This is a genomic window from Metasolibacillus fluoroglycofenilyticus, assembly GCF_003049645.1.
Taxonomy (GTDB): Bacteria; Bacillota; Bacilli; order Bacillales_A; family Planococcaceae; genus Metasolibacillus; species Metasolibacillus fluoroglycofenilyticus.
Genome location: NZ_PYWK01000001.1, coordinates 358,125 through 380,935 on the forward strand (window position 1 = coordinate 358,125; position 22,811 = coordinate 380,935).

General features: G+C 39.2%; 23 protein-coding genes. All 23 read left to right on the forward strand.

What is annotated here, in order from left to right:
• Positions 1–11: 11 nt before the first annotated feature.
• The 23 genes from C9J36_RS01585 to atpE all read left to right on the forward strand — a co-directional run bounded on the left by C9J36_RS01585 (position 12) and on the right by atpE (position 22,660).
• Positions 12–1,874, forward strand: a complete 1,863-nt coding sequence (locus tag C9J36_RS01585) for an AraC family transcriptional regulator (RefSeq protein WP_107942031.1) — start codon at positions 12–14, stop codon at positions 1,872–1,874.
• Positions 1,875–2,312: 438 nt separating this feature from the next.
• The gene (locus C9J36_RS01590; RefSeq protein ID WP_066168239.1) at positions 2,313–4,037 is read left to right on the forward strand and encodes an ABC transporter ATP-binding protein; all 1,725 of its coding nucleotides are present in this window, start codon (positions 2,313–2,315) and stop codon (positions 4,035–4,037) included.
• A 63-nt stretch (positions 4,038–4,100) separates the two neighbouring features.
• On the forward strand, positions 4,101–4,895 hold the full coding sequence (locus tag C9J36_RS01595) for an ABC transporter ATP-binding protein (protein ID WP_107942032.1): 795 nt from the start codon (positions 4,101–4,103) through the stop codon (positions 4,893–4,895).
• 167 nt (positions 4,896–5,062) lie between these two features.
• The gene (locus C9J36_RS01600) at positions 5,063–6,118 is read left to right on the forward strand and encodes a FecCD family ABC transporter permease (RefSeq protein WP_107942033.1); all 1,056 of its coding nucleotides are present in this window, start codon (positions 5,063–5,065) and stop codon (positions 6,116–6,118) included.
• Positions 6,115–7,149, forward strand: a complete 1,035-nt coding sequence (locus C9J36_RS01605; RefSeq protein ID WP_107942034.1) for a FecCD family ABC transporter permease — start codon at positions 6,115–6,117, stop codon at positions 7,147–7,149. The genes C9J36_RS01600 and C9J36_RS01605 overlap by 4 nt, the downstream gene beginning before the upstream one ends.
• A gap of 53 nt (positions 7,150–7,202) precedes the next feature.
• On the forward strand, positions 7,203–8,249 hold the full coding sequence (locus tag C9J36_RS01610) for an NAD(P)/FAD-dependent oxidoreductase (RefSeq protein ID WP_066168248.1): 1,047 nt from the start codon (positions 7,203–7,205) through the stop codon (positions 8,247–8,249).
• Between the two features lie 148 nt (positions 8,250–8,397).
• The gene (gene rpmE, locus C9J36_RS01615; RefSeq protein ID WP_066168250.1) at positions 8,398–8,601 is read left to right on the forward strand and encodes a 50S ribosomal protein L31; all 204 of its coding nucleotides are present in this window, start codon (positions 8,398–8,400) and stop codon (positions 8,599–8,601) included.
• Between the two features lie 66 nt (positions 8,602–8,667).
• Entirely contained in the window at positions 8,668–9,240 is a 573-nt protein-coding gene (locus C9J36_RS01620) for a thymidine kinase (RefSeq protein WP_066168253.1), read from the forward strand.
• 387 nt (positions 9,241–9,627) lie between these two features.
• Entirely contained in the window at positions 9,628–10,704 is a 1,077-nt protein-coding gene (gene prfA / locus C9J36_RS01625; protein ID WP_066168255.1) for a peptide chain release factor 1, read from the forward strand.
• On the forward strand, positions 10,691–11,554 hold the full coding sequence (prmC, locus tag C9J36_RS01630; RefSeq protein ID WP_107942035.1) for a peptide chain release factor N(5)-glutamine methyltransferase: 864 nt from the start codon (positions 10,691–10,693) through the stop codon (positions 11,552–11,554). The genes prfA and prmC overlap by 14 nt, the downstream gene beginning before the upstream one ends.
• A gap of 44 nt (positions 11,555–11,598) precedes the next feature.
• Complete coding sequence (locus C9J36_RS01635) at positions 11,599–12,147, forward strand: stage II sporulation protein R (RefSeq protein ID WP_107942036.1); 549 nt, start codon at positions 11,599–11,601, stop codon at positions 12,145–12,147.
• A gap of 101 nt (positions 12,148–12,248) precedes the next feature.
• On the forward strand, positions 12,249–13,283 hold the full coding sequence (locus C9J36_RS01640) for an L-threonylcarbamoyladenylate synthase (protein WP_107942037.1): 1,035 nt from the start codon (positions 12,249–12,251) through the stop codon (positions 13,281–13,283).
• Between the two features lie 171 nt (positions 13,284–13,454).
• Positions 13,455–13,940, forward strand: a complete 486-nt coding sequence (locus C9J36_RS01645) for a manganese efflux pump (RefSeq protein ID WP_430010631.1) — start codon at positions 13,455–13,457, stop codon at positions 13,938–13,940.
• Positions 13,941–13,967: 27 nt separating this feature from the next.
• Positions 13,968–14,417 (forward strand): low molecular weight protein arginine phosphatase, encoded by a 450-nt coding sequence (locus tag C9J36_RS01650; RefSeq protein WP_066168267.1) that lies wholly within the window; start codon positions 13,968–13,970, stop codon positions 14,415–14,417.
• Complete coding sequence (locus C9J36_RS01655; protein WP_107942039.1) at positions 14,410–15,702, forward strand: methyl-accepting chemotaxis protein; 1,293 nt, start codon at positions 14,410–14,412, stop codon at positions 15,700–15,702. The genes C9J36_RS01650 and C9J36_RS01655 overlap by 8 nt, the downstream gene beginning before the upstream one ends.
• 290 nt (positions 15,703–15,992) lie before the next feature.
• Positions 15,993–16,430 (forward strand): ribose 5-phosphate isomerase B, encoded by a 438-nt coding sequence (rpiB, locus tag C9J36_RS01660; protein ID WP_066168270.1) that lies wholly within the window; start codon positions 15,993–15,995, stop codon positions 16,428–16,430.
• A gap of 3 nt (positions 16,431–16,433) precedes the next feature.
• On the forward strand, positions 16,434–16,979 hold the full coding sequence (locus tag C9J36_RS01665; RefSeq protein ID WP_066168271.1) for a TIGR01440 family protein: 546 nt from the start codon (positions 16,434–16,436) through the stop codon (positions 16,977–16,979).
• A gap of 23 nt (positions 16,980–17,002) precedes the next feature.
• Complete coding sequence (gene glyA, locus C9J36_RS01670; RefSeq protein ID WP_066168272.1) at positions 17,003–18,244, forward strand: serine hydroxymethyltransferase; 1,242 nt, start codon at positions 17,003–17,005, stop codon at positions 18,242–18,244.
• A 380-nt stretch (positions 18,245–18,624) separates the two neighbouring features.
• Positions 18,625–19,254: a uracil phosphoribosyltransferase gene (gene upp / locus C9J36_RS01675; protein WP_066168274.1), complete on the forward strand. Its 630-nt coding sequence runs from the start codon at positions 18,625–18,627 to the stop codon at positions 19,252–19,254.
• Positions 19,255–19,361: 107 nt separating this feature from the next.
• Complete coding sequence (gene wecB, locus C9J36_RS01680) at positions 19,362–20,477, forward strand: non-hydrolyzing UDP-N-acetylglucosamine 2-epimerase (RefSeq protein WP_107942040.1); 1,116 nt, start codon at positions 19,362–19,364, stop codon at positions 20,475–20,477.
• A 750-nt stretch (positions 20,478–21,227) separates the two neighbouring features.
• The gene (locus tag C9J36_RS01685) at positions 21,228–21,599 is read left to right on the forward strand and encodes an ATP synthase subunit I (RefSeq protein WP_107942041.1); all 372 of its coding nucleotides are present in this window, start codon (positions 21,228–21,230) and stop codon (positions 21,597–21,599) included.
• Positions 21,600–21,632: 33 nt separating this feature from the next.
• Positions 21,633–22,361: a F0F1 ATP synthase subunit A gene (gene atpB / locus C9J36_RS01690; RefSeq protein ID WP_066168280.1), complete on the forward strand. Its 729-nt coding sequence runs from the start codon at positions 21,633–21,635 to the stop codon at positions 22,359–22,361.
• A 74-nt stretch (positions 22,362–22,435) separates the two neighbouring features.
• Positions 22,436–22,660: a F0F1 ATP synthase subunit C gene (gene atpE / locus C9J36_RS01695; RefSeq protein ID WP_042470896.1), complete on the forward strand. Its 225-nt coding sequence runs from the start codon at positions 22,436–22,438 to the stop codon at positions 22,658–22,660.
• The last annotated feature ends 151 nt before the right edge of the window (positions 22,661–22,811 follow it).

Here is a 22,811-nt window from a genome sequence, read left to right on the forward strand (position 1 = left end):
GGGGTGCACTAATGGAGCATAATACGAATCGTTTATTATTGGAAAATATGTTTATTAAGGTGCTTTCTGTAGAGCATATCGAGTCTACTTCAATTGATTTTAAAAATACAGTTCAATCAAATGTATGGATTGTTGTTGTACATGGTGATATCCTCCTCTCTATTAATAAGCAAAGACATCATATTACTGGCTTCCAAATGCTTCACCTTACACTGCATGGCAGCCTTTCAATTAAAGCTACGACAGCAGCAAGAATCTATGTGATTTTTTATATCGGCAAAATTCCTCATCAGGATGAATTGTTGAAGGCACTCCAACAACAAGCTTCAATTAGCCGTCCAATTTCCTGCTATACATTAACAAATCCTTGGATTGTAATAGAAATGGTCGACAGTCTTTATCGTCAATACGAGAAGCAGCAAATGTTGGGGGTACAGGCATATTTTCACGGTTTAATTGCGCGAATTTTTGAGGAAATTGAGCAGCAAGAATACGATAATAACAAATTACAGCAAGCGTTAATGTATATAGAACGACATTTATATCATCCGATTGCCGTTCAGGATGTTGCTCGCTATACTCAACTCTCTACACAAAAGTTATTTACGTTGTTCCAATTGCATTTCGGACATGGTCCAAAGAAATACATACAGGAGCAGCAACAACAATTAGCAAAAAACTATTTGCGAAAGCCTAACTATCAAATAAAAGATATTGCAAAAGCAATGCACTTTGAGTCGGAAATATACTTTAGTCGTATATTTAAAAAATGGACTGGGATGACACCAAGTGAATTCTCGGAGAAAAGTGTCAGCATGAAGTCTGATTTATCTATTAATAATGAGAATCATTTTCATTATAATAATATTCAGCTTGCGCAAGCAAAATCATTTGAGAGTAGGAGCAATGAACAAATGTTAAAAAAATTAGCAACTCCCTTTTTATTAAGTTTAATGCTGCTGTTAACAGCATGTGGAAATGACACAGCGCAAAAAGCTGTTAAAGAGAATAATGAACCTAATACAGAAAAGGCAACAACAATTGTTACAGATGATGTAGGGCGTGAAGTTGAAATTCCAATAAAGCCTGAAAGAATTGTAACAGATTGGTATTTAGGACAAGTGTTAGCACTAGATGTTGTGCCGGTAGGAGCGGTTATAGCAAATTTAGATTATGCAGCCTTTTTAAAACCGTACTATAAAGATGGTGAGATTACGAACATAGGTACAGACGGCAATGTATCGTTGGAAAAAGTAGTAGAGTTAAAACCCGATTTAATCATTACATGGAATAAAGAAGATGTAGAAAAATACGAGAAAATTGCACCAACTATTGTATTTTCTGAATCGGCACATCAGTCTGCTGTAGAAGAGGTAAAAGCAATGGGTGAATATTTAGGACGACAAGCAGAGGCAGAGACATTTGTGAATGATTTTGAAAAGCGTATAAAAGCTGCTAAAGAGAAAATTTATTCATCTATACCAGAAGGAGCTACATTTACAATTTTTGATTTATTTGAAAAGAACGCAACAATTGTGGCGAATGATAGTGTGTCAGGTGGTCGAGCGTTGTTCCAAGTTCTCGAAATGAAGCCACAAGAAAAAGTACAAGAGCTCTTTGAGACAAAAGAATCAAGTGGAGGACGCTATGAGATTTCCTACGAAGTAGTAGGAGATTATGTGGGTGACTATGTATTTGTCATAAATTTCTTCAATAAAGACGGAGAATTTCCACCAACATGGACAAATCTAGATGTGGTGAAAAACAATGAAACGATAGAGTTAGCGCCAGAATACTATTTTGCCTCTGACCCATTATCGGCATTACATCAAGCAGAAGAAATGGCAAATACTATTGTAGAAGTAACAAAATGAAATCTTAATCAGTAAAGTTTTTGATGGGCAGGACATGCTAATGCCAACGTAGTCACATAGATGTGATACTTTAGCTAGCTCTCACCAACAGGAACGTAAGACTCCCACCTCTGCTCAGGCCTTGAGGTGGAAGCCTGTTAATGCGGATAAAATGAAAGGGTATATAGCTAAAAAATGCTTGAGGAACAGGGCTGCCCAATAAGTGGTCAGCCTCTTATTTTACAGCGGACATCATAAATTTTAAAGAGAGACCTACGTGACAATGGTTAACTTCCACCAAATAGCTTGAAAAAAATCTGGACACAATTATGCCGGTGCGTAAATGATAATTGGTTGCTTAAAAATAATAAAATGTAGTATAGTTTAACCGAAAATGATAATCATTATCAATTTGGACTATAAAATAAATATTAGCTGTACAAAGAGGAGGCTACATCCGTGCTATTAAAACGTTTTTTTTCTTACTACAAGCCCTATAAAGGGTTATTTATACTCGATTTTTCATGTGCAATTTTAGTTGCATTAATTGAATTAGCTTTTCCACTTGTTTTAAATAAGGTGATTGATGATATTTTACCTGATGGTGAACTGAAATGGATTATAATGGTGAGTTTATTGTTGTTTGGCTTATATATTGTAAATTCGATTTTCCATTTTATCGTTTCGTATTGGGGGCATATGCTTGGGATTAATATTGAAACAGATATGCGTAAAGAAGCCTTTAGCCATGTGCAAAAACTATCATTCCGCTATTTTGATAATAATAAAACAGGGCATCTTGTCTCACGTTTAACAAATGACTTAATGGATATAGGTGAGCTTGCACATCATGGGCCAGAAGATCTTTTCATTGCTGTCATGACGATTATTGGGGCGTTTAGTGTCATGTTCTACATTGATCCTACCTTTACGATTCTTATATTTGTACTCGTACCAATTATTTTAGTGTTGACAATTATTTTTGGAAAGCTTATGTCTAAAGCATTTACACGGATGTTTGGGGATATTGCAGACTTTAATGCACGTGTTGAAAATAATGTGAGTGGTATTCGTGTCGTACAGGCCTTTACAAATGAGGCACATGAGATTCAACGCTTTAAGGTAAATAATGAGCGATTTCGTATGACCAAGCTTTTTTCTTATAAAGTGATGGCATGGAATGAAGCGATTTCAGGTATTTTAACAAAGGTACTATCATTATTCACATTATTTTTAGGAGCTTATTTTGTATTGGGTGGGCATTTAACAAGCGGTGAGTTTGTCGCATTCATCTTGCTATCAGGTATTCTATTAAATCCAATTAATAAAATTAATATGTTTATTGAAAGCTACCCAAAAGGAATGGCAGGCTTTAAGCGCTACATTGATTTTATTGAGACAGAGCCAGAAATTGCAGACCGCGCTAACGCAAAAGAGGTTATTGCTGTTGAAGGCGAAGTGGTCTTTGATAATGTATCGTTCGGTTACACAGATGATAAACGAGCTTTAAATAATATCAACTTAAAAATTAAACCGGGTGAAACAATTGCACTTGTTGGACCATCTGGTGCAGGAAAATCTACAATTTGTAGCCTATTACCACGTTTTTATGAGGTGAATGAGGGTGCGATTAAAATTGATGGGATTGATATAAGAGATTTCAAACTTCATTCCTTGCGTTCACATATAGGGATTGTACAGCAGGATGTTTTTTTATTTGATGGCACGATACGAGATAATATCGCTTATGGGAACTTGAATGCAAGTGATGAGGAAATATGGTATGCAGCAAAACGTGCGCAGCTTGAAGAGGTTATTCATGCTTTACCAGAAGGAATGGAGACGCTTATCGGAGAGCGTGGTGTTAAATTGTCTGGTGGTCAGAAGCAGCGTTTGTCTATTGCACGTATATTCTTGAAAAATCCTAAAATACTTATTTTAGATGAGGCTACATCCGCGCTAGATACTGAAACGGAGAAGGCAATTCAAGAAGCATTGAATGAGCTATCAGTGGGACGTACAACATTAGTCATAGCACATCGTCTTGCAACAATTAAGGATGCTGACCGTATTGTCGTTGTTTCTAAAAAAGGCATTGTCGAGGAAGGCACGCATGAGGAATTAATGGATAATCAGAAAGTTTACTACGGCTTATACACAGCGCAATTTGGTCTGCAATTATAAAGATAAAGTGAGGCTAGGCTGTTTCCTTGCCTATTAATACTGAATAAAAGGAGTAAAGATAAGATGACCGTCATTGAAATAGAACATGTTGCAATTGGTTATTCTTCTACACTAATCGTAAATGATTTGAGTGTTGAAATTCCAAAAGGGCAAATTTCAACAATTATTGGTCCAAATGGCTGTGGAAAATCTACATTATTAAAGGCTGTAGCCCGCGTGCTTCGAACGCAAAATGGCGCGGTATATTTAGATGGGAAAGCTATACATCAATTGAAAACGAAAGAAGTTGCTAAAAGAATGGCTATTTTGCCACAAACGGCAACAGCACCGGGGGGATTAACTGTTTTTGAATTAGTTTCCTATGGACGTTTTCCGCACCAAACCGGCTTTGGAACATTGCAAAAGGAAGATTATGAATATATTCATTGGGCAATTGATGTAACTGGTTTACGTGAATTTTGCGACCGCCCGATTGAAGCTTTATCAGGTGGGCAACGTCAACGAGTCTGGATAGCGATGGCGTTAGCACAAGGAACGGATATTCTCGTACTCGATGAACCAACAACCTACTTGGATTTAGCACATCAGCTAGACATCCTGTTGTTATTGCAAAAGCTAAACAAGGAAGAGGGACGGACAATTGTTATGGTATTGCATGATTTAAACCATGCATCGCGCTTTTCCCATTTTATGATTGCTATGAAAAGCGGTCAATTAATTGTCAACGGCAATCCAGAAGAAGTTATGACTAAAGGGAATTTACAAAAGGTTTTCAATATTGATGCAGAAATGGCTATGTGCCCTTATAGTAATAACCCTATTTGCTTGTCCTATCAACTATTTGGAAAAGAAGAATGATTATTGAGGAGAGGAATGCTGTTTTTTAAGCTTTTAACAAAAAGTATTTTGTGATAAGTAACTACAGGAAAATATATTCTAAATAGCTCCTGTAGATAATATTAGCAATGAAATCTCGTTTTAAAGATGAGAGAGAAGAAGGCGGAACAGATTTAAGGAGGAAGCACATGGCGACGCGAGCTGAAGGAGTCGAAGGGCTCGAAAAATTACAGGAGCTACAAAGACGGACCCATCCCGTGCGTGCTTTATTGGCACTAATTATAGGGCTTGTGAGCCTAGTATTTGCTATTGGTTTGTCCATTTCATTTGGAGCGGCAGATATTTCATTAAGCATGGTTTGGCAGGCTGTTTTTAAATTTTTACCTGATTTAACAGAACATCAAATTATTCGTGAGATTCGATTGCCACGTGTATTAGGTGCAGCATTAGTAGGTGCATGCTTTGCTGTAGCCGGAGCAATGATGCAAGGAATGACTCGAAACCCTTTGGCGGACTCAGGTTTGCTAGGTTTAAACGCTGGTGCAGCATTTATGCTAGCATTATGTTTTGCCTTTTTCCCGGGCTTACCTTATATGTATTTAATTATGTGGTCTTTTGTGGGAGCAGGGCTTGGCGTTGCAATCGTTTATGGTATTGGCTCTCTGTCCAAAGGGGGTCTAACGCCGATGCGCTTAGTTTTAGCAGGAGCTGCGGTTAGTGCCCTTTTAGGCGCACTAGGAGAGGGAATTGCACTGCATTATCGAATAGGACAAGATTTAGCCTTTTGGTATGCAGGCGGTGTTTCGGGTACAAAATGGAGCCATCTGCAAATTTTATCTCCTTGGATACTTGTTGCGATGATAGGCGCACTCATCTTATCACGTTCTATTACACTGTTGAGCTTAGGTGAAGAAATTGCGATTGGGCTTGGACAACGCACGAATGTTATAAAAGTATGGGGAATGATAATTGTTTTAATTTTGGCAGGTGCTGCTGTTTCTGTTGTAGGAGCAGTAGGGTTTGTAGGATTAATTGTTCCACATTTAACGAGATACATAGTTGGGCATGATTATCGCTGGATTATTTCCTGCTCTTTAGTATATGGTGCATTGCTTGTTGTATTAGCGGACTTTATTGCACGAAATATCAATCCTCCTTATGAGGCGCCAATTGGGGCTCTTATTGCTTTTATTGGCGTTCCATTCTTCCTCTATTTAGCTCGTAAAGGAGGAAAAGAGCTATGAGCAATCGCTTCTTAACACCAAATCAAAAAAAAATTAGAAAGAAAAACTTGGCTATTTTAATTACATTAGTTGTACTTATTATCATTACGTTTGTAATTAGTATGAATACAGGAGTAATTAAGCTAACACCGCTAGAGGTTTTCCGAACGTTATTTGGACAAGGGGATGCCCAACAGCAACTTATTTTATTTGAATTTAGACTCCCGCGCATTGTTCTCGCTGTATTAGTTGGAATAAGCTTAGCTGTTTCTGGGGCTATTTTACAAGGGATTTCAAGAAATGCTTTGGCAGACCCGGGTATTTTAGGTATTAATGCTGGGGCAGGGCTTGCCGTTATGCTGTTTGTTTCCTTTTTTTCTACAACAAAAGCTGCCCCTGTCTATTTACTACCAGTGCTAGCCTTCATAGGTTCGGGCCTGACCGCCATTGTAATTTATACACTGTCCTATAAACGGCATGAGGGAATTACACCAATGCGCTTAATTTTAACGGGTATTGCTGTAGCTGCGGGTATCAGCTCTATGATGATTGTACTGACACTGCGACTAACACCAGAAAATTACCAATTTATTGCGACATGGCTAGCAGGAAGTATTTGGGGCTCCAATTGGAAGTTTGTGTTGTCCTTATTGCCTTGGCTCATCGTCCTATTACCATTTGTTTATTCAAAATCTCGCGTATTAAATGTTCTGAATTTAGGCGAATTAACAGCTGTTGGTCTAGGTGCGTCAATTGAAAAAGAGCGACGCTTATTATTAGCCGCTTCTGTTGGATTAGCTGGGGCGAGTGTTTCAGTCAGCGGTGGTATTGGATTCGTAGGACTCGTTGCACCACATTTAGCACGCCAGCTTGTAGGGGCTAAGCATCAGTTTTTACTTCCAGCCGCAGCGTTATTGGGAGGGCTGTTAGTGTTAATGGCAGATACGATTGGTCGTTCTATTTTCGAGCCATCCGAAATTCCAGCAGGGATTGTTGTTGCTGTTCTAGGTGCACCGTATTTCCTATACTTACTAGCACATTTAAAGGAATAAAGAGAGTATACGTAGGTCAATTATGAATAAAAAAGAAATGGGGAATTAAGCGTATGACAGAGGAAATGTATGATGTAACGATTGTAGGCGGAGGACCAGCAGGGTTATTTACAGCATTTTATAGCGGGATGCGAGATTTAAAGACGAAGATTATTGAATGTAGTGACCAGCTTGGTGGTCGTCTGTTAATTTTCCCAGAAAAAATGATTTGGGATATTGGTGGCTTGCCTCCAATTTTAGGCGGGCAATTAATTGAACAATTAATTGAGCAGGCTAAAACATTTGACCCAACAATTGTGCTCAATCAAAAGATTGAAAATTTAGAAAGACAAGCAGATGGTACTTTTATATTAACATCTGCATCAGGCGAAAAGCATTATTCGAAAACGGTCATTTTAGCTGTTGGCTACGGCGTACTTTCCTTGCAAAAGCTTGACATAGAAGGGGCAGACAAATACGAAGTAACAAATTTATATTACACGGTACAGGAATTAGAAGGATTCCGTAATAAACGTGTAGTGATTTCTGGCGGTGGCAATTCGGCTGTCGATTGGGCAAATGAATTAGCCCAAATCGCATCGAGTGTAACGGTCGTGCATCGACGAGACGAGTTTGGTGGGCACGAAAGAAATGTTGCTTTAATGCGAGAATCGGTAAATGTAAAAACACCATATGAAGTGGCACAATTACATGGAAATGATGATTTAATTCAGGCTGTCTCAATAGCACATAAAGAAACAGGAGAGATTGAACGACTTGAAGTAGATGCGGTAATTGTTAGTCATGGCTTAAAATGCGATTATGGAGCACTTGAAAAATGGGGGCTACATATTGAGGACAGCAATGCCATTGTTAATGAAAAGCGTGAAACAAATATTGATGGGGTGTTTGGAGCGGGAGATTTTGTCAGCCATCCTAGCAAAGTGCATTATATAGCAGGTGCATTTGCTGATGCGATTTTAGCGTTAAATAGCGCAAAATTGTATATGGAGCCAGATGCACCAAAGATGGCGTATGTATCTTCTCATAATATTCGTTTCAAGGAGCGCAATAAAAATATCGGTTTAGTGGACAATGATTATCGTGAGGTACGCGGCTAAAATTTTTTTCTTGAAAAAAATAAAGAGGCTATGTTATACTTTCAAAGTATGCAACGTGCACATATGAAGCTGACATATTCGGGCTTTGTAAGGTGCAGTTCGATTATACTCTGTTCCAGATGGTTCAGGGCGAGAGGAGAAAACGAATATGAAACAAGGAATCCATCCAGATTACAAAACTGCAACAGTAACTTGCTCTTGCGGTAACACATTCCAAACTGGTTCTGTAAAAGAATCAATCGTTGTCGAGTTCTGTAACGAATGTCACCCATTCTATACAGGTCGTCAAAAATTCGCGTCTGCTGACGGACGTGTGGATCGTTTCAACAAAAAATACGGTCTTAACAAATAATAATTTTAAAATGCCTGCCAGGTTTCCGACTGGCAGGCATTTTTTGAGGAATAAATGGAGGCAAAAATGGCGCAATTATTTTTTAAGCATGGTGCGATGAACAGTGGTAAGTCGATTGAAATTTTAAAAGTAGCCCATAATTATGAAGAGCAAAACAAGCCCGTTCTTATTTTTACTTCAGGTATCGACACGAGGGATGAAGTAGGTGTGGTATCAAGCCGTATTGGTCTTCGTCGTCCTGCAATTGCTGTGTTTGATGATACAAATATTTTTGAATATGTAAAAAATCATGAAGAAAAGCCATATTGTATATTAATTGACGAAGTACAGTTTTTCTCGAAGGAGCATGTACTCCAATTAACGCAAATAGTCGATGAATTAAACATACCAGTAATGGGCTTTGGCTTAAAAAATGACTTCCAAAACGAGCTGTTTGAAGGCAGCCGTTATATGCTCATTTATGCAGATAAAATTGAGGAAATGAAAACAATTTGCTGGTTCTGTCACAAAAAGGCAACGATGAACCTGCGTGTTGACGAGAATGGCAAGCCAGTGTACACAGGTGACCAAATTTCAATTGGTGGCAATGACTCATATTATCCTGTATGCAGAAAATGCCATAGCAACCCGCCGCTTTAAAAATGTAGCAAGCATTTAAAAATTTCTTTATACTCAATTTAAGTAAATTATACAAGCGTGTTGATTATGTAAAAATTGTCTATTGATTAATATGTTTTATAGAGAGAAGCATTTTATTATTAGGCATGCACTCGTTGATTGAAGTGGAGGGGGCGACTCCATCGGGAGAAAGTATAGGGAGGCTAAACCCGCCGCGTCCTGCGGCAATGCCTCCATGACCAACATCCTGTTGGCCTCGAGCTGAAATAAATTAGTTGAAGCCGCACCCCGAGGAAAGCGTCCTCCGCAACGAAAATCAACGAATTATTAGGTATTTTCTATAAAGTAAAGGATGATCAACACATCCGGAAATTATAGTTAAAATTATATACAGAGGTGAAAAGTATTATGTTTGATCGTCTACAAGCTGTTGAAGATCGTTATGAAAGATTAAATGAATTATTAAGTGATCCAGATGTAGTGAGTGATAGTAAAAAGCTACGTGAATATTCAAAGGAACAATCAGATATTCAAGAAATGGTTGAAGTGTATCGTGAATATAAAGCTGTGAAGGAACAGCTTGCAGATACGCGTGAAATGCTAGAACTTGAAAAAGACCAAGATATGCTAGAAATGGTGAAGGAAGAATTTCATGAGTTAAACGACCAAATTCCTTCATTAGAAGAGCGTCTACGCATTTTGCTAATTCCAAAAGACCCGAACGATTCGAAAAACGTTATTATGGAAATTCGCGGAGCTGCGGGTGGAGATGAGGCGAATATTTTTGCGGGGGATTTATTCCGCATGTATTCGCGTTATGCAGAGACGCAGGGTTGGAAAATTGAAATTATGGAGGCGACACCGAATGCAATGGGCGGTTATAAAGAGGTTATCTTTATGATTAACGGTCAAGGCGCATACTCTAAATTCAAATATGAAAATGGTGCACACCGAGTTCAGCGCGTACCTGCTACAGAGTCGCAAGGGCGTATTCATACATCGACAGCAACAGTTGCTTGTTTGCCAGAAGTAGAAGAGGTAGATGTAGACATTCATGAAAAGGATATTCGTGTGGATACATTTGCATCATCTGGTGCAGGGGGGCAATCAGTTAACACGACGATGTCTGCTGTTCGTATGACGCATATTCCAACAGGTGTCGTTGTATCGATGCAGGATGAGCGTTCACAAATCAAAAACCGCGAAAAGGCAATGAAAATTTTACGTGCGCGTGTGGCAGATATGTATATGCAAGAAGCTCAAGCTGAAGTGGATGCAACACGTAAATCGGCGGTAGGTACAGGTGACCGTTCGGAGCGAATTCGCACGTATAACTATCCACAAAATCGTGTCACAGACCATCGAATTGGCTTAACAATTCAAAAACTCGACCAAATCATTGAAGGCAAGTTAGATGAAGTGATTGACGCACTTATTTTAGAAGAACAAGCATCTAAATTAGCAAGATTAAATGAAGATGCATAACTCAGTATTCGAAGTCCTGCAACGGGCTTCTTCTTTTTTAAGTGCCAATGGTCGAGAGGAAACAGCAGCACGATTGCTAATGCAGCACGTGCTGCAAATAAATTATTCGGATTTAATGTTACAAATGCAGGAGCAAATGTCTAATGAGCAAATAGCTACTCTTGAAGACATGCTGCAAAGGCATGCGGAAGGAGTACCCGTACAATATATTACAGGTGTCGAGGAATTTTATGGACGCCCATTTCAAGTAGATGAATCCGTTCTAATTCCCCGTCCTGAAACAGAAGAATTAATCGTCGGCGCAATAACGCGTATAGAAAAATTATTTGGCAAAGATGCGGCGATTCAATTGGCGGATATTGGTACAGGCAGCGGGGCAATTGCTATAACAATGAAGCTTGAATGCCCGAATGTAGCTGTTACGGCAACGGATATTTCGCAAGATGCGCTTGCAACAGCCGAGCAAAATGCTATGCAACTGCAAGCAGCAATTGATTTTCGCTTAGGCGATTTAACAGAACCAATTGCACAGCAAAAATGGGATGTTATTTTAAGTAATCCTCCTTACATCGCTTATCATGAGGCGAAGGAAATGTCTGATATTGTACTAGAACATGAGCCGCACACAGCACTTTTTGCGGACGAGGATGGATTATTTTTATATCGCAAGCTAGCTGAGCAGTTGCCGGCTTTGATGAGACAACCAGCATTAATTGGTGTGGAAATTGGCTATATGCAGGGTCGAGCAGTAGCGGCTTTTTTCCAACAACACTTCCCACAAGCTACAATTGAAATTGTAAAAGATATTAACAGAAAAGATAGAATTGTTTTTTGTGTAATTGATGAATAAAAAAATTCTTCTTTGTCCATCATGATAGGCAAGGAGGGATTTTCATGTTAGAAGATTACAATATTGCTAGAAAGCCATTGCCTATTCTTATTATTTTTCGTTATGTTTGTTATGCATTAATTAGTTATATGTTGTTATTAGCCGTGCCTCATTTTGTGGATTATGGTGAGGGCTGGCATGAGCAAAAGGAAGCAAGTCCGTTATTATTTAGAGTTGTAGCGAACAGTAATTTGCAGCAGGACCAGACAGTAAAGGAAGAAATCGTTCAAGCGGCGCTACCGATGTTTGAGCAAATGGCTAGTACACAAGAAACAGAATTAGCATTAATTGATTTACAACAGTTACTTGAAAAAAATTATTCACAATATGATGTTCATATCGTTGTTGGGGATAACTTAATTCCACCTAAATATGAATACAATACTTTTTATCCACAAAACTTCTATCAATCTGTCGTCTTAACAATCGGGCAAGCAAGAGGCGACAACTGGTTTTGCTCTGTTTTTCCAAAAACATGTGAAAAACCTCAGGAAGAGAAGGGAGAAAAGCGTAAATTTGTTATTTATGAGTGGTTAAAAAGAAAATTTTCATAGTTTTACCCACAGATTTAAACAACTTATGCACATTAAGTGATAAGTTATCAACAATATGTGAATAACTTTTGATAAATAGCGAAATTAAAGGCGGTGATGATATGGAAACAAAATATTTAATTGTGGATAATGTTGTGAATAATAATGACAGTTATACACAAGCTGTGGATTTTTTAAATAATAGCGAAATAGTCGCATTTCCAACTGAAACGGTATATGGACTTGGTGCTGTAGCAACAGATGAGGTGGCAGTCCAAAAAATATTTGCTGCCAAAGGGCGTCCGTCTGATAATCCTTTAATTGTCCATATTAGTAGCAAGGAACAAGCGCAAGATTATGTTGTGCATATATCTGAAATAGCACAAAAATGTATGGATGCATTTTGGCCAGGTCCTTTAACACTTATTTTAGAAACAAAGCCGAATGTCTTTGCAGCGAGTGTCACAGCGGGTCTAACTACAGTTGGTTTACGAATGCCAGACCATCCGGTAGCGCTACGTTTATTACAAGAAATCAATAAGCCCCTAGCGGCACCAAGTGCTAACAAAAGTGGCAAGCCATCACCGACGAGGGCGGAGCATGTCGCGGAAGATATGACGAATATAATTTCGTGTATTTTAGATGGTGGAGCAACAGGTGTTGGCTTGGAATCGACGGTGCTCGATGTGACGGTAAATCCACCAGTGATACTACGTCCAGGCGGTGTCACAAAGGAAATGCTAGAGGAAGTAATCGGGACAGTTATTCAGCCAACTGAGAAGGAACAGGAAAGCCCGGGCACACCGAAAGCACCTGGCATGAAATATACACATTATGCACCGGAGGCTCCTGTCCTATTAATTGAGCCAAAATTAGAAAGTGTGCAGCAAGCAGTCGAACAACTTCAAGCTACGGGACAGCGTGTTGCACTGTTAGCAGCAGAAAGCTTTGCTAATAGCAAAGCTAATTATTTCTTTACATACGGTAAGGACGGGGATGTTGAAGCAATGAGTGGCGCACTTTATGATGCGCTTCGTGCATGTGACAAAACCGACGCAACGATTATTTTAGCCACAACGACCGCCCGTCTCGGTGTAGGCGTCGCAATTATGAATCGTCTAGAAAAAGCGGCGGGTGGACAATGGTATAAAAAATAAGTAGCTGTCAGGGATTTCCCGACAGCTTTTTTTATTTTCGATAAATTGGGAAGCATGCTAGCAAGCTGATTAGAAATGAGCCATCTTTGTTCATTTTTTTCTTTCAGTTCTCTCTGCCTATTCATTGACATAAAATAAAAGCAATGCTTAGGAGGTATGTCATTGCAGGAAGTGATAGTTGGAATTATTTTAGCGCTGGATGTCGTTGCCCTATATATACTTTTACCAAGCGTTTCACAGCGCTTTTTGCTCTCGATTTGGACAGCTTTATGGCATATGCTTTTTCCGCTTCTTGGGTTTAAATTAGGAAGCTGGGTTAGTACATTTATGGAGGACTGGGCAGCGTACCTCTCCGCTATCTTATTATTTTGTATTGCACTTCAACTGCTTTTATCATCCAGAAATCAACATGTCCCTCAAAAAGCTTTACCAATTTTAGCAATTATGGCGAGCATTGATAGCTTTTCAGCAAGCGTTTCTTTTGGTATGCTAAATCTACAAAAGTATTTATTTATTCTTAGCGCTGGAATAGCTACTTTTGCACTATCATACATAGCGCTCATCGTAGCTAAAACGCCCATTTTTAATAGTCAAATTTTTAAAATAATAGCGGGTGTATTACTATTAGCTATTAGCATGGTAATACTTTTTAATTAAGTATTTTTTGGAAGAGTGGGAGAAAAGATGAATATTTATTTTGTTTGTACTGGAAATACTTGCAGAAGTCCGATGGCTGAGGCGATTTTGAAGGCAAAGCAGCTTCCGAATATCGAGGTTCGTTCAGCAGGTATTTACGCTCTTGAAGGAGGGGAAATGTCGGAAAATGCACAACGAGTTTTAAACAGTGAAAATATCCCTCATGAACATATTTCTCGCCAAGTAACAGTTGAGGATATTGAGTGGGCAGACTTAATTTTAACAATGACGACAGTGCACAAGGAGCTGCTCGTTCGTAGTTATGAAGTTGCCATGCAAAAGACCTACACATTGAAAGAATATGTAACTCCGTACACAGCACCAGACGTATCAGATCCATATGGCGGCGATTTGCATACGTATAAGCAAACATTTTTTGAATTACGACATTTAATAGAAGAATTAGTGCAAAAACAAGGAGGAGCAAATAGTGAATAGCAAACAAAAACGATTTAATTTACGCAAAAAGCTAATATTATTTGTAGGGGTTTTAGCGATTGTTACGTATTCAACTAGCTTTGTATTTATTGAATTTATACATCCGATGTTTTTTGAATCGATAAATGTAAAGATTTTTCAAATAAGTACATACATAGCGGGGATTACTTGGTCCTGTATTTTAGCAGCGGTTTTTAGTATTATTTTAGTCCGCCCACTACAAGCTTTGGAGCAGGCTGCTTCACGTGTGGCGGAAGGGAAAATTGGACAAGATGTGACCATGCCGAAAACTAACGATGAAATTCGTTCTGTTGCAGAGGCATTTCAGCATATGTTAGTCAATTTACGTGGCATGGTGGATAGTATTGAAAATAATTACCGCATTACGAATTCAACAATTAATGAATTATCCGATTTAACAAAAGCTTCATCGCACAAAGCAAACGATGTAGCTAAAACGGTAGGGCAGATTTCTGAAGGGGCTCAAACTTCAGCCGTTTCTGTGCAAGAAATGGCAGAGGCCTTGGTCGATGTTCGTCAGTTGGCATTAGATGTCAATGGACACGCAACAAACTCGGCTGACGGGTCAAAGCAAATGCTTAATAATTTAGAAACAACAAAAACAGCTATTCAAAGTCTTGTAACGAGCATACAGCAAATTGCGCAAGGGAATGAGGAAGCTTTAGCTAATATTCATGAGTTAGAAAAAAATGCGGAGCAAATTGAGCAAATAATCGGATTAGTTGGAGATATTGCTGCACAAACAAACTTGCTAGCATTAAATGCCTCAATTGAAGCAGCGAGAGCAGGAGAGCATGGAAAAGGGTTTGCCGTTGTAGCGGAGGAAGTTCGTATTTTAGCAGATGAAAGTGCAAAGGCTGTGCAAGGTATCACTACAATCATTCAAGCGATGCAGCAAAATGTTGAACTTGTTGTGAAACAAATGAACGGTCAAGTTGCGTTTGCGGTGCAAGAATCGACGCGCGTATCTGAAACAACAGCGACTGTTGATGGTATGGTAAGCAATGTAGAGGAAGTTGCGCACGCAGTTGTAGACATTTCCTCGTTAACGAAGCAACAGCTTAGCGGAATAGAGCTAACGGCACAGCAATCTCAGGAGGTAGCTGCAATCGCAGAAGAAACGTCTGCTGGTGCACAGGAAGTCCGTGTGATTACAGAGGAACAGGCATTTGAAATTGAGCAAACACAAAATCTATGTGAAAATCTTCAGCAACAATCAAATGAGCTATATAATGTTATATCCCAATTTGATCGCTCAAAATAGTACATACTATAGGAGCGAAAGGAAATTTATTTAACTGTATTTTTGCTGTGTGAGTGTAAGTAGAGTTAACTAGTTATAATCAAGAAAATTCTGTGAATTAGCCAAAAGGCGAATGATTGTAAACTGAATTACTTGTAAAATAGAAGTAGATGTGAACTTTATTTCTAAATTAAACTTTAATATTCGTGTTTTCATTTAAAGTATTTTTTGTTATGCTTGAGAGGAATGTTTTTCTCATTCAATAAATGGTACACTATTTTATGAATATATCGTGAAAAGAGGGAGCTTCGTTGAAAATTGCAATTTCTTCTGACCATGGTGGAAATAATTTACGCCGTGAGATTATGTCTCTGTTAGGTGACTTAGGCATTAGCTATGAAGACTTCGGCCCACAATCTGATGAATCGGTTGATTATCCAGACTATGCAAAGCCTGTATCGGATGGTGTTGCCTCTGGAAAGTTTGATCGAGGCATTTTGATATGTGGTACGGGAATTGGCATGTCGATTGCGGCAAACAAAGTAAAAGGAATTCGTTGCGCCTTAGTGCATGATGTATTTTCAGCAAAAGCAACGCGCTGTCATAATGATTCCAACGTAATAGCAATGGGCGAACGCGTTATTGGACCAGGGCTGGCACGTGAAATCGTTGCAACTTGGCTAAGCACTGAATTTGAAGGCGGACGCCATACGCGCCGTGTAGAAAAAATTTCAGAGCTGGAAGTGTAATACATGACAAATTTAACTGATATGCATAAATCGCTAGCAACATTGTTAAGTGAATTAGAACAGCAAGTGGTTTTCCAACCGCAACAACTATTTGTGGTAGGATGCTCGACATCAGAGGTGATGGGTGAGCGCATAGGAACAGCGGGAGCAATGGATGTAGCAACGGCTATTTATGAAGAGCTACAAGCATTTGCTGAACGCCATCAATTATACTTAGCTTTTCAGGGCTGTGAGCATATTAATCGTGCGTTAACACTTGAATATGCAGCAGCGGAAAAATATCAGCTAGAGCCTGTGCATGTCGTGCCAGTAAAAACAGCTGGTGGTTCTATGTCGGCACATGCCTATAAGCAAATGCAAAAGCCAGTTGTAGTGGAAAATATACAAGCCCATGCAGGGATTGATATTGGTCAAACATTAATTGGCATGCATTTAAAAGCAGTAGCAGTTCCAATCCGTACATCTGTGAAAACACTAGGTGAAGCAGTAGTAACAGTAGCGACGACACGCCCGAAACTAATTGGTGGCGTGCGTGCACAATATGAATAATTTACTTTTGGGAGGAATTTTACATGGCATTTGAAAAATTAGCAGCACAAGATAAGGCAGTATTAGATGGTATTTTAGCAGAGAAAAAGCGTCAGCAAGCGAATATTGAGCTAATCGCATCTGAAAACTTTGTATCTGAAGCGGTAATGGAAGCACAAGGCTCCGTGCTAACAAATAAATATGCAGAGGGTTACCCAGGTAAACGCTACTATGGTGGCTGTGAGCATGTCGATGTAGTGGAAGATATCGCGCGCGATCGCATCAAAGAACTTTTCGGTGCTGAATATGCAAACGTACAGCCACACTCTGGTGCGCAAGCAAATATGGCTGTATATCATACAATTCTAGAGCCAGGCGATACAGTACTTGGTATGAATCTTTCTCATGGTGGTCACTTAACACATGGTTCACCAGTTAACTTCTCAGGTATTTTATATAATTTCGTAGAGTACGGTGTAACAGAAGATACACATGTCATCGACTATGAAGATGTTCGTCAAAAAGCATTAGCGCATAAGCCAAAATTAATTGTTGCAGGTGCATCAGCATATCCACGCGAAATTGACTTCAAAAAATTCCGTGAAATTGCAGACGAAATCGGCGCTTACTTTATGGTAGATATGGCGCATATTGCTGGTTTAGTAGCTGCAGGTGAACACCAATCACCTGTACCATATGCTGATTTCGTAACGTCTACAACACATAAAACTTTACGTGGTCCACGTGGAGGATTAATTTTAGCTTCTAAAGAATGGGAGCAAAAATTAAATAAATCAGTATTCCCTGGTATTCAAGGTGGTCCATTAATGCACGTTATTGCTGCTAAAGCTGTAGCATTTGGTGAAGCATTACGACCAGAATTTAAAGACTATGCGAAGCAAGTAAAAGCAAATGCAAAAGTACTAGCAGAAACTTTAATCGCTGAAGGTGTGGAAATTGTATCTGGTGGTACAGATAACCATATCGTATTATTGAATGTGAAATCTCTTGGCCTAACAGGGAAAGTAGCAGAGCATGCACTAGATGCTGTTGGTATTACAACAAACAAAAACACAATTCCATATGATACTGAGTCACCATTCGTCACTTCAGGTGTTCGCATTGGTACACCAGCCGTAACATCTCGAGGCTTTAAAGAAGATGATATAAAAGAAGTGGGCTCTATTATTGCATTGGTATTAAAGAATATTGATGACGAAGCAGTAAAAGAACAAGCAATCGCTCGCGTAAAAGCTTTAACAGATAAATTTCCATTATATGCGTAAATAAAAGGCGTCCGAAAAGCGTGCGAAGCACTACTTTTCGGACGTTTTGTTTGTGTTTTATTAAAATAACTATTGTTTAAAAATGACTTAGAGTATTTGCCTTAAAGTGAGGATTCGCTCGTAAATGCTGATTCTATTGTAACTTTGCAATTATATCAGCTAATCTATAAATTGCAACAATGTTGTACAACACAGCTCGACGTTTTTTTGTTATACTTATTCAGATAAAGTGAAATTTTACGTTGTGGGGTTTCCTCACCCTTCCACGGATTACTGAATTTCACCAATCGGGCTTTTGCAGGCAGTAAATACCTTGCTTAAATTGAAGGGTTATTAACTTGCCTGTTAATGCGGATAAACAACAGTTAGGAGAGAGCCGTATGAGCAAAGTATATGTATTCGATCACCCATTAATTCAGCACAAGTTAACGTATATTCGTGACAAAAACACTGGAACAAAAGAATTTCGTGAACTTGTAGATGAAGTTGCGACGTTAATGGCATTTGAAATTACAAGGGAAATGCCGCTTGAAGAAATCGAAGTTGAAACACCTGTAACAACAGCAAAATCAAAAGTGTTATCTGGTAAAAAGCTGGCTATCGTTCCAATTTTACGAGCAGGAATTGGTATGGTAGATGGCGTTTTAAATTTAATTCCAGCAGCGAAAGTTGGACATATTGGTTTATATCGCGATCCAGAAACATTAAAACCTGTTGAATACTATGCCAAGCTACCAGCGGATGTAGAAGAACGTGATTTCATTATTGTAGACCCAATGCTAGCAACAGGAGGCTCTGCTGTTGAGGCAATCAACTCTTTGAAAAAGCGCGGTGCAAAAAACATTAAATTTATGTGCTTAATTGCTGCGCCGGAAGGTGTAGAGGCAATTCAAAAAGAACATAACGATGTAGATATTTTTATCGCGGCGCTGGACGAAAGATTAAATGAACACGGCTATATCATCCCAGGTTTAGGAGATGCAGGCGATCGTTTATTTGGTACAAAATAGTATAGCGGAAAACTAATGAAACACAAACAAAACGTCCGAAAAGCAGTGCGTTAGCACGCTTTTTGGGCACCTTCACGCAATTACATTTATAGACTGGAGAGTTTGGAATGACGAAGTTTAAAGTAATGACGATTTTCGGTACGCGTCCAGAGGCAATTAAAATGGCTCCGCTCGTATTGGAGTTGGAAAAGCACCCACAAATCGAATCGATTGTGACAGTGACAGCTCAGCATCGTCAAATGCTTGATCAAGTGCTTGAAACATTCAAAATTAAGCCAAATTATGACTTGAATATTATGAAGGATCGCCAAACGCTTGTGGACGTTGCGACAAATGCATTGCAAGGGTTAGATGCAGTTATGAAAGAAGCAAAGCCAGATATCGTGCTTGTACATGGCGATACAGCGACTACATTCATTGGTAGCTTAGCTGCTTTTTATAATCAAATTGCAATTGGGCATGTGGAGGCAGGGCTTCGTACAGGTCAAAAATATTCACCATATCCAGAGGAAATGAACCGACAGCTTACAGGTGTAATGGCGGATTTACATTTCGCACCGACACAGCAGTCTGAGGAGAATTTATTGCGTGAAAATAAGCCAGCTGAAGCTATTTTTGTAACTGGAAATACAGCGATTGATGCACTTGCGACGACTGTAAGTGAGACGTATAGCCATCCAGTTCTAGAGAAAATAGGTACAGATCGGATGATTTTATTAACTGCCCATCGCCGTGAAAACCTTGGTGAACCAATGCGCAATATGTTCCGTGCAATCAAGCGTTTATTAGCAGAGCATAACGATATTCAAGTTGTTTACCCTGTGCATATGAATCCTGTTGTACGTGAAATTGCCAATGACGTGTTAGGCAATGACGAGCGCATTCACTTAATTGAGCCGTTAGAGGTATTTGATTTCCACAATATTGCGGCGCGTTCATACATGATTTTAACGGATTCTGGTGGGGTGCAGGAGGAAGCTCCTTCATTAGGAAAACCAGTGCTTGTATTGCGTGATACAACAGAGCGTCCTGAGGGAATTGCAGCAGGTACATTAAAGCTTGCTGGCACAGACGAGGATACAATTTATCAGTTAGCGAATGAGCTGCTAGTCGATCAGACAGCGTACGATGCGATGGCACAAGCATCCAATCCATATGGTGATGGCCATGCCTCAGAGAGAATTGTCAAAGCGCTTGTCGAATTTTTAGTAAAGCATGCTTAGAGGTTGGGAGCTTTAAAGCGTTTATCCCGTATTAACAAATTTGTTTGCGACGAGTAACCGCAGGAGCAGGCTGTACTTTTGCGACGAGTAACCGCAGGAGCACAGACCCCCCAATTCAAACCAGCAGATAAAATCAAGAAGTTTAAGTGGAGGATCCAACAGCCTGTAAAAACCCGATTGGTGAAACTACCAATCAGTGGGGATGAGGAAACCCCCACTGACTGAAGGTTCACTTTATTAATAACTACGAATAATTTTGTAAAATAGTATAGGGGAAAAGGTTTTTAGATGAATATTTTTGACAAACTTCTTGTTGAAAAAATCCTTTCACAAATTTGTCGACAATTTGACAACATTGAGGGGATTGTGAAGTTTTTCACCATTACTAATTGACATCAAATATCGCCTATTGTATGCTAACAAAGGGTAAGAATGATAAGGGTTTCATTGTGTGTAAAAACTTTGAAGTGCTTATTATATCAAGTTTCTACTGAATGGACAGTTGAATTCCAATTGTCGATTTTGCTCCTGTGATTACTCATCGCAGAAGAAAATTTTGCAACGGTTTGATGCGTCTGGATACATGTCCATAAAGGTTAAAGCTTTTGTATGTAGAAATTTACTCCAAGTCAAATTTTGCTACATCTTATAATTTAACCTCATAACTGTAGTACATTTACTACGCTTTGAATTCACTTGCTGGTCAGCATCGATTCTTTACTCGAAAAAAATTCAGGAGACTTACTGCTAATGGAAGATTTGCATTACATTTTCGCAAAGCAAAAGAAAGTGTTATTTTTTTTGCTCGCACTCTGTGTACTAGGATGGGCTTTTACGCCATATGCTAGCATCTTCGCGGGACTTGGTTTAGGTGCATTCTTCGGTACATATAACTTTTGGATTTTAGTTCGACGGATGGACAAGTTTGACCGTTCTGTTAGTGAAGGAAGAAAGGCATCATCTTTAGGCACAGCCTTACGCTTTGGCTCGGGTATTGCGGCAGTCGCAATCGCCATGTCGTTGCCAGAACATTTTCATCTAATTAGCACAGTTATTGGGCTAATGCTTCCGTACATTTTCCTCGTAATCGAGCGAATTGTACATCTTGTTAAACAGCACTAAAGTGTACTCATTGAAAGAGAGGTGAATGCAAAAATGGGTCATAAAAATCCAGAATTTGATCTGCCATTATTCGGTGACTATGTCTTAACATTTAACAAATCAACTGTTTTAATGCTAATTGTCACTGCGGCAGTCGTGTTTTTAATCGCGTTTATTTCCACACGTAGTTTAAAACTGAAGCCAACAGGTATGCAAAACTTCATGGAGTGGATTATGGACTTCGTGAAAGGTATTATCAAGAGTAATATGGACTGGAAAACAGGTGGTCGCTTCCACGTATTAGGGCTTACGCTAATAATGTTTATCGCTGTAGCGAACTTATTAGGTTTACCATTCGCAATCATTTATGATGATTACCTATGGTGGAAATCACCAACAGCCGATCCAACTGTAACTTTAACATTAGCTGTTATGGTTACGCTTTTAGCTCACTATTACGGTATTAAAATGCAAGGAACTGGTGGTTATGCGAAGACAACTTATTTGAAGCCAATGTGGTGGATGTTCCCGCTAAAAATTATTGAAGAGTTTGCCAATACATTAACGCTTGGTTTACGTCTATACGGTAATATTTACGCAGGGGAAATTTTAATCGGTTTAATCGCGGGTATTGCCGGTGCAAGTATTTGGGGCTGGTTCGGAATGGTTGTTCCGGCACTCGCATGGCAAGGGTTCTCGATTTTCATCGGGTTTATCCAAGCTTTCATTTTCACTATGTTAACGATGGTTTATTTGGCGCACAAAGTGAGTCACGACCATTAATTATAAATTCCGCAAAATTTGCGGTAATTTGAACCACAATAAAAAAACATATATTCCAAGGAGGAAATTTAACAATGACAGGTTCAATCGGTTTATTAGCAGCAGCAATCGCAATCGGTTTAGGTGCACTAGGTGCAGGTATCGGTAACGGTCTTATCGTATCAAAAACAGTAGAAGGTATCGCTCGTCAACCAGAATTACGTGGTGCTCTTCAAACAACAATGTTTATCGGGGTTGCATTAGTTGAGGCCCTTCCAATCATCGGTGTAGTAGTAGCATTCATCGTAATGAACCAATAATTACTACTATGACTGACGTCAATGGCGGAGAAAAGTTCACCAGACTTACTACTTCGCCATTCCTTTTATGTATCGTACTATGAAGTTCGCATTGTTTAATGCGAAAGAAGCAACAATGAATTTGAAATTAAAGATTTATCTTGATTCGGAA

Bases quoted from the DNA above. Each gene is read 5' to 3' on its own strand.
- C9J36_RS01585 (WP_107942031.1), top strand. From the start codon at position 12: ATGGAGCATAATACGAATCGTTTATTATTGGAAAATATGTTTATTAAG.
- C9J36_RS01595 (WP_107942032.1), top strand. From the start codon at position 4,101: ATGACCGTCATTGAAATAGAACATGTTGCAATTGGTTATTCTTCTACA.
- C9J36_RS01600 (WP_107942033.1), top strand. From the start codon at position 5,063: ATGGCGACGCGAGCTGAAGGAGTCGAAGGGCTCGAAAAATTACAGGAG.
- C9J36_RS01605 (WP_107942034.1), top strand. From the start codon at position 6,115: ATGAGCAATCGCTTCTTAACACCAAATCAAAAAAAAATTAGAAAGAAA.
- C9J36_RS01610 (WP_066168248.1), top strand. From the start codon at position 7,203: ATGACAGAGGAAATGTATGATGTAACGATTGTAGGCGGAGGACCAGCA.
- rpmE (WP_066168250.1), top strand. From the start codon at position 8,398: ATGAAACAAGGAATCCATCCAGATTACAAAACTGCAACAGTAACTTGC.
- C9J36_RS01620 (WP_066168253.1), top strand. From the start codon at position 8,668: ATGGCGCAATTATTTTTTAAGCATGGTGCGATGAACAGTGGTAAGTCG.
- prfA (WP_066168255.1), top strand. From the start codon at position 9,628: ATGTTTGATCGTCTACAAGCTGTTGAAGATCGTTATGAAAGATTAAAT.
- prmC (WP_107942035.1), top strand. From the start codon at position 10,691: ATGAAGATGCATAACTCAGTATTCGAAGTCCTGCAACGGGCTTCTTCT.
- C9J36_RS01635 (WP_107942036.1), top strand. From the start codon at position 11,599: ATGTTAGAAGATTACAATATTGCTAGAAAGCCATTGCCTATTCTTATT.
- C9J36_RS01640 (WP_107942037.1), top strand. From the start codon at position 12,249: ATGGAAACAAAATATTTAATTGTGGATAATGTTGTGAATAATAATGAC.
- C9J36_RS01650 (WP_066168267.1), top strand. From the start codon at position 13,968: ATGAATATTTATTTTGTTTGTACTGGAAATACTTGCAGAAGTCCGATG.
- C9J36_RS01665 (WP_066168271.1), top strand. From the start codon at position 16,434: ATGACAAATTTAACTGATATGCATAAATCGCTAGCAACATTGTTAAGT.
- glyA (WP_066168272.1), top strand. From the start codon at position 17,003: ATGGCATTTGAAAAATTAGCAGCACAAGATAAGGCAGTATTAGATGGT.
- upp (WP_066168274.1), top strand. From the start codon at position 18,625: ATGAGCAAAGTATATGTATTCGATCACCCATTAATTCAGCACAAGTTA.
- wecB (WP_107942040.1), top strand. From the start codon at position 19,362: ATGACGAAGTTTAAAGTAATGACGATTTTCGGTACGCGTCCAGAGGCA.
- C9J36_RS01685 (WP_107942041.1), top strand. From the start codon at position 21,228: ATGGAAGATTTGCATTACATTTTCGCAAAGCAAAAGAAAGTGTTATTT.
- atpB (WP_066168280.1), top strand. From the start codon at position 21,633: ATGGGTCATAAAAATCCAGAATTTGATCTGCCATTATTCGGTGACTAT.
- atpE (WP_042470896.1), top strand. From the start codon at position 22,436: ATGACAGGTTCAATCGGTTTATTAGCAGCAGCAATCGCAATCGGTTTA.